Source organism: Kitasatospora griseola, from assembly GCF_014648555.1.
GTDB classification, from domain to species: Bacteria; Actinomycetota; Actinomycetes; order Streptomycetales; family Streptomycetaceae; genus Kitasatospora; species Kitasatospora griseola.
Genome location: NZ_BMRI01000072.1, coordinates 1 through 9,108, shown reverse-complemented (window position 1 = coordinate 9,108; position 9,108 = coordinate 1). Strand labels below are relative to the sequence as shown.

Annotated in this window: 13 protein-coding genes; 7 read left to right on the top strand and 6 right to left on the bottom strand. The window is 71.2% G+C overall.

The features are described from left to right. Positions 1–315: 315 nt before the first annotated feature. A complete protein-coding gene (locus tag IEZ12_RS36725; protein ID WP_189278691.1) occupies positions 316–690 on the bottom strand; it encodes a peptidase inhibitor family I36 protein in 375 nt (124 codons plus the stop codon). Between the two features lie 537 nt (positions 691–1,227). Between IEZ12_RS36725 and IEZ12_RS36720 the strand changes: the two genes are divergently transcribed. Then, positions 1,228–1,404: a hypothetical protein gene (locus tag IEZ12_RS36720; RefSeq protein WP_189278689.1), complete on the top strand. Its 177-nt coding sequence runs from the start codon at positions 1,228–1,230 to the stop codon at positions 1,402–1,404. Between the two features lie 121 nt (positions 1,405–1,525). Here the strand turns inward: IEZ12_RS36720 and ku are convergent, their stop codons facing one another. Both ku and IEZ12_RS36710 read right to left on the bottom strand, forming a co-directional pair. Next, positions 1,526–2,602, bottom strand: a complete 1,077-nt coding sequence (gene ku, locus IEZ12_RS36715) for a non-homologous end joining protein Ku (RefSeq protein WP_189278687.1) — start codon at positions 2,600–2,602, stop codon at positions 1,526–1,528. A gap of 2 nt (positions 2,603–2,604) precedes the next feature. Beyond that, positions 2,605–3,345, bottom strand: a complete 741-nt coding sequence (locus tag IEZ12_RS36710; protein ID WP_189278685.1) for a hypothetical protein — start codon at positions 3,343–3,345, stop codon at positions 2,605–2,607. 193 nt (positions 3,346–3,538) lie between these two features. Between IEZ12_RS36710 and IEZ12_RS36705 the strand changes: the two genes are divergently transcribed. Then, positions 3,539–3,748: a hypothetical protein gene (locus IEZ12_RS36705; RefSeq protein WP_189278682.1), complete on the top strand. Its 210-nt coding sequence runs from the start codon at positions 3,539–3,541 to the stop codon at positions 3,746–3,748. 432 nt (positions 3,749–4,180) lie between these two features. On the opposite strand, the gene IEZ12_RS36700 is transcribed toward IEZ12_RS36705, so the two are convergent. Continuing rightward, entirely contained in the window at positions 4,181–4,486 is a 306-nt protein-coding gene (locus IEZ12_RS36700) for a hypothetical protein (protein ID WP_189278680.1), read from the bottom strand. A 214-nt stretch (positions 4,487–4,700) separates the two neighbouring features. Here IEZ12_RS36700 and IEZ12_RS36695 point away from each other — a divergent pair, with 214 nt between their 5' ends. Then, entirely contained in the window at positions 4,701–5,435 is a 735-nt protein-coding gene (locus IEZ12_RS36695; protein WP_189278679.1) for a hypothetical protein, read from the top strand. An 11-nt stretch (positions 5,436–5,446) separates the two neighbouring features. On the opposite strand, the gene IEZ12_RS36690 is transcribed toward IEZ12_RS36695, so the two are convergent. Beyond that, positions 5,447–5,680: a DUF8825 domain-containing protein gene (locus IEZ12_RS36690; protein ID WP_189278677.1), complete on the bottom strand. Its 234-nt coding sequence runs from the start codon at positions 5,678–5,680 to the stop codon at positions 5,447–5,449. Positions 5,681–5,997: 317 nt separating this feature from the next. Further along, positions 5,998–6,612 carry a hypothetical protein gene (locus tag IEZ12_RS36685; protein WP_189278675.1) on the bottom strand — a complete coding sequence of 205 codons (615 nt, stop codon included), beginning with the start codon at positions 6,610–6,612 and terminating at the stop codon, positions 5,998–6,000. A 402-nt stretch (positions 6,613–7,014) separates the two neighbouring features. Between IEZ12_RS36685 and IEZ12_RS36680 the strand changes: the two genes are divergently transcribed. From IEZ12_RS36680 to IEZ12_RS36665, 4 genes are all read left to right on the top strand, one after another. Further along, positions 7,015–7,200, top strand: coding sequence for a hypothetical protein (locus tag IEZ12_RS36680; protein ID WP_189278673.1), 186 nt, complete (start codon positions 7,015–7,017; stop codon positions 7,198–7,200). A gap of 505 nt (positions 7,201–7,705) precedes the next feature. Further along, positions 7,706–7,906 (top strand): hypothetical protein, encoded by a 201-nt coding sequence (locus IEZ12_RS36675; protein WP_189278670.1) that lies wholly within the window; start codon positions 7,706–7,708, stop codon positions 7,904–7,906. A gap of 112 nt (positions 7,907–8,018) precedes the next feature. Then, a complete protein-coding gene (locus tag IEZ12_RS36670) occupies positions 8,019–8,648 on the top strand; it encodes a hypothetical protein (RefSeq protein ID WP_189278669.1) in 630 nt (209 codons plus the stop codon). A gap of 10 nt (positions 8,649–8,658) precedes the next feature. After that, positions 8,659–9,108: helix-turn-helix domain-containing protein (locus IEZ12_RS36665; protein WP_189278666.1), on the top strand; the 450-nt coding region annotated here is incomplete at its 3' end.

Here is a 9,108-nt window from a genome sequence, read left to right as displayed (position 1 = left end):
GGCCCGGCTTCGTTGCCCGGTTGCTGGCCTGGGCCGTTGTTCGGTACCCGGCCCTACGGATGCGGCTTCCGCGCCCCGGCCGTCAAGCCCGCTGAGTCGGCTCGCTGCCGTTCGGTGATCACCTCACCGCACAGGTCGCGCAACTCCGCCGCCCACTCGCTCTGGCTCTCGAACTCGTGCCGTCCATACCGAGGCCCGGCTCGTCGGAGACCTCTGAAACCGGTCCGACGTCCGGAACGTCCGATCGGCAGGCCGTTGGTCGGGCGGGCACCGCTGCCCCGGCACCGCCTGTGCTTCGGACCCGTGGAATTCGGGTCAGCACTTGCCCCAGTTGTTGGAGCTGCCGTAATGGGCGTGCGCGGGGTCGCTGGGCGAGGAGGTGCCGGCCTTGATGACCTTGACGCTGCCCGAGAAGCCCTCGTACTGCCAGACGCAGGCGTTCAGTCCCGAGACGCCGTGGTTGTACCACGAGGAGTCGTGGTTGTTGATCGCCCAGGCGGACCACGAGAAGTTCTCCCCCGAGAACTTGTACATGTTGCCCTGGTAGTTGATCTGGTCCCACACGCACAGGTAGCCGGCCGGGCAGTCCGCCGTGCCACTGGTGGTGGTTGCGCCGGCGGACCCCGCCGGAATCAGGGCCGCGGCCAGTGCAGCAGCAACTGCCAGGGAGAGCTTCACACGCTGACGCATCAGAGCTTGACCTCTTCGGGTGTCGGGCGGCAGGACCGCCTTCGGGATTGACTGAGCGCGAACATATCTCTGTGCCGGTCGACGGAAACAGGGCGGACAACGGCGCGCGAAGGGAGCATGCGAAGCAAAGCGGCACACGCGCCCGCGCGGTCGGCCGACACGTCCTCCCATCGGCTCTTCTTCCAGCAGGGCACTGGAGAGACCGGGCGAGCCAGCGGAATCAACCCTTTTCGATTCCTGGCCGGGAGGGACTCTTCGCACACCCTCAGAAACAGGTACTCACAGCCCCTTCTGCGGGGGTACAACGGTGGCACCGCCGGCCCGGCGCCGCGCCCGGCACTGCAGCTGCCGCCGCTGAACCTGCGCCCCGCGCGCCGTTCGCGTCGGGCCCGGTGCGTGTTCGCTCCGGGCCCGGCGGCGAGGCCGGAGCCGCCCCGGGGTCAGTTCCACTCCGGGGGCGTGCGGGGAAGCCGGCCCGGTGCCGCAAGCGCCGGGCCGGTGACGGTTCGTCCGGCGACGGTGGGTCAGACTGTGCGCATGAGTCCCGACCGCCGCCCGCTGGAACTGGCCTTCTCCGAGCCCGCCGCCGACCAGGTCCTCCCGGCCGCCGGACAGACGTGCCCGCTGCCCGCTGGGAGCTCGCCGTTCCTGGAGCCGGACCTGATCGTGCCCGGCCCGTCGTCCGCCCCGCGCTCGCTCGCCCCGCAGGCCTGAACCCTGGACGAGCCGCCCGCAACGCGGCAGCCGGAGAGCATTCCCGGTGCCCAATCAGGCGGGACTGGTGCCGCTGGCGTTGTACACGGACAACCCGGCATCAGAGGGAGGACTCAGCCGATCAGGAAGCACGCAGGTGGCGGGCGGCCTGTGCGACGGCTTCCTGGAGTTCGTCGCGGGTCATGGTGGAGCGGTGGGCGATCTCGTACCGGGAGGCTTCCTTGTACAGCTGCGCCTTGGTCAGCCGGGAGAGGTCCTTCTTCACCGCGTGCTTCTTCGCGGTCGCCGTCTCCGGTGGGGCGGCGGTGCTGGCGCTCTTCTTCCCGCCGGTCTTCTTCGGCGTGGTACGCGGCCTCTGGGCGGCGCGGCGGCGACCCGGCTTCTCGTCGGCCGCGTCGGGTGTCGTCTTCCCGTGCTTCGCGCCTTCGAGGCTGCGCTTCAGCACGGCCATGAGGTCGACGACGTTGGTGGCTTCGGCAGGGGGGCCCTCGGACGCGGTGATCTCGCGGCCGGCGAGTTTGTCCTCGATCAGCTTCTTGATCTGCTCCTCGTAGGTGTCGTGGTACTCGGCGGGGTCCCAGTCCACGGTCAGCATGTCGATCAGCTGCTCGGCGGTCGCGAGTTCCTGGCGGCTGTACCCGGCCCGGCCGCTCGGCAGATCGCCGATCTCCTCGTGGGGGTCGCGCAGTTCGTCGGCCCAGTGCATGGTGTGCAGCTCCAGTAGGCCGGCGTCGGCACGCACGGCGGTGAGGTACTCCTTGCCGCGTATGGAGAACAGGGCGATGCCGGCGCGGTTGGACCGGGTGAGCGCCTCGGTGAGGAGCTGGAAGATCTTCGCGTACTCCTTGCCCCTGGGCCCGAGGTAGTAGGTCTTGTCGAAGAAGATCGGGTCGACCTGGTCGAGGTCGACGAAGCCGGAGATGTCGATGGTGCGGGAGCGGCCCGGGGAGATCTGCTCCAGCTCATCGGGCTCGACCACGACGTACTCGCCGTCGGCGACCTCGAAGCCCTTCACCACGTCCTGATAGGAGACCTCGTCCCCGGTGCGCTCGTTGACCCGCTTGTTGCGCACCCAGTCGCCGGTGCCGCGCTGCAGCTGGTGGAACTGCACGGCATGGCTGTCGGTCGCGGTGTACAGCGCCACGGGCACGGTCACCAGGCCGAAACTGAGCACGCCGGTCCACACGGGCCTGGCCATCACTAACCACTCTCCTTCTCCAGCTCCACCAACCGATCCCGCTCCCGGCGGAGGCCTTCGCGGGCCTTGTCGGCGGCGACGGCCGCTTCGCCGGCCCGTCGCCGGGCGGCCCGCTGCTTCCCGTGCCGGGCATGCTTGGCGCCGCGGGCGGATGCGAGGCGCTGCTCGGCCCGCTCCAGGGCGGCCCGGGCCCGCTCGGCCTTCTCGGCCGCCGCGGCGGTGTCGGCGGCCAGGCGCTCGGCCTGCGCGTCCAGCCGCGCGGCGTCCCGGTCGACGGCCGCCTGGAGGCGCTCGGCCTCCGCCAGGACCGCCTCCGCCTCGGTGACCCGGTCCCGGGCCTCCTGCCGGGCGGCTGCCCGGCGATGCGCCTCCTCAGACATCCCGGCCGACACCGCCTCCCGAGCCCGCGCCCGGCCGGCCGACGCGTCAAACGCGGTCTTCACCGCACCGCCCGCCACACGCCCGGCCGGTGCGCCGGCCGATTCCGACGGCAAGCCGCCCGTCTCCTCCAATCCCCCGCTGAGCCGACCCACCGCCAACACCTCGGCGGCCCGCTCGTCCACGAGCGAAGCCCGCAACGTCTGCTCCACCACCCGCAGCTGCGCCTCGCCGAGCTGCTGGCCTTCGCCGGCGGCCGCTTCGCGGGCGTGCTCGGTCAGCGCCGCGACCAGCCGGTGCCGCTGCGCGGACAACTCCCGCAGCTCGGGGCCGGCGAGCCGGTCCTGGGCCCGGCTCGAACCCATCGACGAGAAGCAGGAGTACCTGTACTTCCCCTTCGCGTCCCGTGTTCCGGCCCCGATCGCCGACGGCCTCCCGCAGGCGGCTGGGGTCCCGGGCTCGGAGTGGTGGCACGCGCGCGGTGTCGAACTGGCATGGGGGGAGAACCCGTGGCCCAAAGAAGGGAGGGGCTGGAGCTACGGCCCTCTCGACATCTGGTTGGGGGCGGGCTGGGAGTGGTACGAGCCGCTGCCCCTGCCGCCGTTCGCCCACCCCGAGGACATCGTCGACGTCGTGCGCCAACTACTCACGGGCGACCGCCACATCACCCCTCGCACCCGGGAATGGGAGCACGCGGGCGCGCTGACGGTGCTCTTGGAACAGATCAAGGCGCTGGAACGATCCCAGCGGGAGCTCGGATATCCGTAGCCGGGCCGGCCTACGGAGCAGAGCGTTCGAACACTGAGTCGCGGCCCCATCATGGTCCACTTGACTGCTTGGCGCCGTGAGGTGTCTGGGGAGGCCTGTTCGGCGACACGTACTGGGGTAACTGACGTGTCGGCCGACTCGCACTGGGGCGGCCTCCACGGGGCTGCCGACTCCGGCTGGAACTGACCGGCCCCACGAACCCGCCCCGCCGGACTCCCACACCGCCGGCGGGGCGGCGCGGCCGGGGGAGCAGCGCCCGGCCGCCCGGTCCCGGGCCGCGGCGCGCACTCCCCTGCCGCGCCGCCCCGGGACCCGAACCCGCCCCAAGGACGGTGGCTGGCCCGGAGGCCGACGATCAGGCCCGCCACCTTGAGCGACGGCCGCCCCGTGAGGAACTGACCTGGCGAGCGGCCCGCGGGATCGACGGGCGGATCACACCTTCCGCCTTGCCGGGAGCGGACGGATCGTCGCGTGCTCGTAGTAGAACCAGGCGCTCGTGTTCCGGTCCCACTGGACCTGGGCGATCCACCACCGTCCGCCGAGTGCCCGGCGCCACGCGAGGAGTACGCCCGGCCGCCACCGGCCGCCGAGGCGGATCCACACGAGCTGCCACCGGTCGAGCTCCGGTTGGTCGGGTTCGTCGAGCACCTTGTCCGGGACCGTCTGCGCGTCGCCCGGCCGAAAGCCGCGCAGCGCGGGGTCGCCCTGGCGACGCGGAACGGGGACGGCGGTGCTCATGTATCGAATACTAGTTCGAACGCGATCATATGCGAGGGCTCGCACCGGCCGGCCCTGCTCTGCCGTGTCCTGGCCGCGTCCCGGCTCGTTGGACCGGCGACACCGTCTCCACATACGGCGACGGAGAGCGCTACGGTGCGGTTCTGTCGCCGATCCGGTCGACGGGCCCCATGAGACGGCCGCCGCCGACTGGGCGGCACGGGAGGGGAACGGCATGTCCGACCAGTACGAGAACACCGCCGGGACAGGCAGCGGATCGGCGCGTCCGCCCGTCCGCGAGGCCGCCCGGGCGCTGGTGGCCGCGCACCGGCTGCTGGGACGGGAGTTCGGGGCCCTGGCCGGCGAGGAGGAGACCGCGAAGTCCTCGAAGGACCGGTCGGCGACCCTGCGCCGGAAGAAGAGCCTGCTGCGGGACGTCTCCCGCCACCTGTCCGGCGCGGTCAGCGGGTGTGCCGTCCTTGTCGGCCTGCAGGAACTGGGCGTCGACGGGCAGTATCCGCTGGACGCGGACGGGCGCCGGCGAACCGAACTGACCAACCTGGAAGGCCAGGACAGCGACACGTACGGCCTGCCCGTCGAGGACCTGGCCAAGGCCGTCGAGGCGCTGCGCCAGGTCTACGTCCCCACCCGCAAGAACCCCGATCTCGCCCACCCGGAGGACCGGCAGGCCATGGCCGAAGTGGTCGTCCACCTGCGCACCGCCTTCGACGTGCTGACGGAGACAGCGGCCGGCGACGAGGAAGAGGACGAGTACGAGGCCGGCACCATCGGAGGCCCGCTGGACGAGCTCGCACAGATCTGCGCCCCGCTGCCCGTCCCGCAGACGGACCTGAGCGACGAGGACGTCATCGCCCTGGTCCTCGCCGATCCACGACTGGCCGCCAGGACCGCCAAGGCGCTGCGCCGGCAGAAGCAGGCACCCGTCGTCGTGGGTGACCCGGCGGTCTGATCGCGGGCGGGTCAGGCCGCCGATCCCCGCGCGGTGTTCGGGCGTGCGGCCTGCTTGAGCGCCATCCCCGCCTTGTGTCGGTTGCCCGTCGTCGCCCAGTACGGGTGGGCGTACAGCTCGGTGCCGACCCTGGCGAACGCGGCGCGCCTCTCGACGGTCGAGTCGGAGGTCCATGCGGCTTCGGCGGCGTACCAACGGTGCTGGAGTTCCAGCAGGTCAGCGGGGAGATCAGTGGTGTCGGACATCCGCCCATCGTAGATCGCACGCGTACGGCCTGCGGTGTCCCACTGCGGTGCGGTGCGCGCCGCGGGCAATGGGGTGCGGCGCGCACCTGCCGGCCATTCTTCCCGGGTGCCGGCGTGCCCCGGCTGCCACGGTGGGTGGGTGGTGTTTTCGACGGCGGCGAGCAGCGTGTTGGACGGCGGTGGTCATCCAGGCCATGGCCTGCCCGGGGGCGGGCCGGGTGAGCTTGCAGACCTCGCAGATGATCCCGTGCCACCGTTGTGCGAGGTGCTGCCGACCAGGGTGCCGGGCCGCGGGGACGCCGCGGGCTCGGCAACGGTCAGGCGAGGCGTTCGACCGGGATCTCGGTGACGATGATCCACGGCTGGTCGTGGTCGGCGTGCTCGCATACCGCGCGCAGCCGCAGCGGCAACCGGTCGTTGCGCCGCTGCCAGTCCTGGAGGTTGTCGATCCAGCGCGGGGGGACGGTGGCGTCGACGGCGCGTACGGCCGGCTCGCCGCGGTCGACGCTCTCCAGGACGGCTTCCCGTCCCGGTTCGCGGACATGGTCGACGCGGGGCTGGAAGCGCACCGGTCCCCAGATGACGGCTTCGACCTCCTCGGGGGTGATGTCCGGGGTGCGCGGGGTGTGGTCGACACCGGCCTCGTCCCGGACGGTCAGGGTGACGCGGTCGAGCCGGTCGAGTCCGGCCGGGCCGGTCAGTTCGACGGTCAGAAGCCAGTGGTCGCTGCCTTTGGGGACCAGGCGGAAGTCGAGTTCGGGGGTGAGTTCGCGGTGCCAGCGCTGCTGCTCGATCCGGGCGACCTCCGCGGCCGTCCTCTCGGAGGCCCTGGCCGCGGCTTTGGCCTGCAGGGTCGCCCACACCGACAGGCCCACCGCCACGACGGCGGCGATGGCGGCAACGGCCGCCCAGAACGTCTCGTCGAAATCCATGGCGGAAAGTACCAGCCTCTGCTGACGCTGGGACAGTTCTTGAGCGCGCCTGCTCACGGTCGTGGACCGATCGCACCGGCCGGAGAGCGGGAGGCACCCGGGGTGACGTTTATTAAAACCCAAGCACGCTTTAAATGTGTCTCAGATCACACCCCTGGCTGCGCTGTTGAGGGAAAAGCCCAGTTCACACCCCCCGGTTCAAGTGGAAGACGTCCCACTGGACACCTTCGGCGACATTCATCGGCACCCAGCAGCATATAAATGCCTGCTCCATTCCTGACCCGCCGCCAGGAGTGCAATATCCTGATCACACCTCCTCGACCGGGCCGGGCACTCTGGCCAGGTGTCCGGACACCATCCGGCCCGAGCGGCGGAAGCCGTGGAACAGGAGGGAGCTCCGCCATGGACGACGAGTCCATCGAACGGACCGACGGCCAGCACCACAAGGTCGGCGAACTCGGCAAGGCCGGGGACGACCGGCCGGCCGACAGTCCGAAGGAGCGCCGTGAGACCTCGCTCGTCTGGGCGACCTGGGGCAACACCTGCGCGGTGGTGGCCATCGGGGTCGCAGAGCTGCTCCTGAAGTAGCCCCGGAGAAGCGAGGAGCCCGGAACGGCCAAGTTCCAGGCTCTCGCGGTGGTGACACACGGGGACGGGCCACACCTTGCTAAGCCGGCCGGGGTGGTCCGTTCTCGTTTTTACGAAGCAATCTGCACATGAGCAAAACGATTCAGTAGCTTCGTTGCGCCAACTCTAACAGTGGAACCTGGGAACAACTAACGATCTGGATGTTAGTTGCGAAAGGTTGGGACAACTATCAAAACCTGCGGCTTAACAAGAGAGCCATGGGGATGGGAGAGAGCAGGGAGCCGCCGCCGGCGGAGGTTCAGCCGCAGGTGTCGAGCACCTCGAGCGGCTTGGCCTTCTCGGGCTCGGTGGCGCCGGCTGGTGCTTGTGCTTGATGCCGTCCAGGCCTCGTCGTAGGTGCACCAGTAGCCGGCGTCCGGCGGTGCCGGTGCTGACCAGTCGTCCGGTGACGGAGGAGTAGTTCCGCGCCGCCCACTGGAGGGACGACGAGCAGGCGCTGGCAACGGTGGACGGGCTGCGCGAGCTGCTCCTCGGCTACGGCTACCTGCCGGGTCGGCTCGACCTGGCGGTGTGCATCGCCCTGGAGGACCTGGCCGGCGACCTGCCGGATGCGCGCTGGGCCGTGCCCTCCACCGCGCGCCGCCACTGGCAGGCGCTGTTCACCCACGGGAGGGACCGGCGGAACCCGTCTTCGCCGGCGGCCTGACAAGCAGGAGACCCGAAGGGGCGCACGGCACTGCCGCGCGCCCCTTCATGATGGACTTCCAAACTGTGCGGGTCTACTATTTGGTTATGCGCTACTGTTTGGGGATTTCTTCGTGAGGATCAGCATCGGCGACGAGCATGTCGACGTGCCCGACGATCTGGCCCGGGCCCTGCTCGCGGGGCTGCGCGGTGAGCGCCTGGTGGAGCCGACGCAGGCCGCCGACTTCGACGACCTGGTCGTCCTGGTCGCCCGCATCAGCCGCCTCACCCAGCACCTGACCGTGGTGAAGGAGCTGGCGATGTCCCGCGCGGACGCCGCCGGCGCCTACTCCAACCGCCGCGCCCTGGCCGAAGCCGCCGCGATGTCCGCCTCCCAGCTCGGCCGGGTCCTCGAAGGCCACGGACTGCCGCGCGACCGCCGAACAGGCGGCGTGGACCTGGTCGTCGCCTTCCGCACCACCGACGACGGGGTCCTGCACCTGGCCGACGAGAAGGATGTGGAGCACCTGCCCTCCTTCACCCTGTCGTTCGGCCTTGAGACGGACCCGGCACAGGACACCGGCCGGGAAGTGACCTTCTACTACCGCCCCCAGGTCCCGATCGCCCAGGCCGGCCTCGGGCGCGCCGCCGGCTACACCCTGCGCGACACCGACCGGAACATCGTCGGCTGCGTCACCGAGCAGGTCTTCGACGCCCTGCTCGGAGACCCGCGCCTCGACCCGACCCGACCCAACGGACGCTGAGGAGCGAATGATGTCCGACGAGCTGTTCGACTCCGTCGACGCGCTGCTCGCCGCCGTGTCCACCGGCCTGCCGGTTCCGGCGGAGCGCAAGCGGCTGCGCCTCGCAGCGGGTCTGACGCCCGCGCAGGTCGCCGCGGCGCTGCGGGTGGGCTCGAAGCTGGTGCTGGAGTGGGAGGACGGCAGCGCGGTTCCGGGCCCGGACGTCGCCCCCGCCTACACCCGCCTGCTGGAGGGCCTCGCGGCCCGCTTCCCCGCCCCCGAGGAGCCCGCCGCCGAGGAGCCCGTGCCCGGCCCTGCCCCGGCTGCGCCCGCCCCGGCCGGGGTTGTTCCCGCGGTCGGGCAGGAGACCCCCGCTGCGCCCGCCGCCCCGGCACCGGTTCCCGGGCAGCCGGCCGAGCCTGCCGGGCCGCAGCCGGTGATGCTCGATCAGAACCCGGACGGCTCGCTGGTGATGGCCGCG

Excerpts from the sequence above, each read along its gene's own strand:
- IEZ12_RS36725 (WP_189278691.1), bottom strand. The coding sequence starts at position 690 with ATGCGTCAGCGTGTGAAGCTCTCCCTGGCAGTTGCTGCTGCACTGGCC.
- IEZ12_RS36720 (WP_189278689.1), top strand. The coding sequence starts at position 1,228 with ATGAGTCCCGACCGCCGCCCGCTGGAACTGGCCTTCTCCGAGCCCGCC.
- ku (WP_189278687.1), bottom strand. The coding sequence starts at position 2,602 with ATGGCCAGGCCCGTGTGGACCGGCGTGCTCAGTTTCGGCCTGGTGACC.
- IEZ12_RS36710 (WP_189278685.1), bottom strand. The coding sequence starts at position 3,345 with ATGGGTTCGAGCCGGGCCCAGGACCGGCTCGCCGGCCCCGAGCTGCGG.
- IEZ12_RS36700 (WP_189278680.1), bottom strand. The coding sequence starts at position 4,486 with ATGAGCACCGCCGTCCCCGTTCCGCGTCGCCAGGGCGACCCCGCGCTG.
- IEZ12_RS36695 (WP_189278679.1), top strand. The coding sequence starts at position 4,701 with ATGTCCGACCAGTACGAGAACACCGCCGGGACAGGCAGCGGATCGGCG.
- IEZ12_RS36690 (WP_189278677.1), bottom strand. The coding sequence starts at position 5,680 with ATGTCCGACACCACTGATCTCCCCGCTGACCTGCTGGAACTCCAGCAC.
- IEZ12_RS36685 (WP_189278675.1), bottom strand. The coding sequence starts at position 6,612 with ATGGATTTCGACGAGACGTTCTGGGCGGCCGTTGCCGCCATCGCCGCC.
- IEZ12_RS36680 (WP_189278673.1), top strand. The coding sequence starts at position 7,015 with ATGGACGACGAGTCCATCGAACGGACCGACGGCCAGCACCACAAGGTC.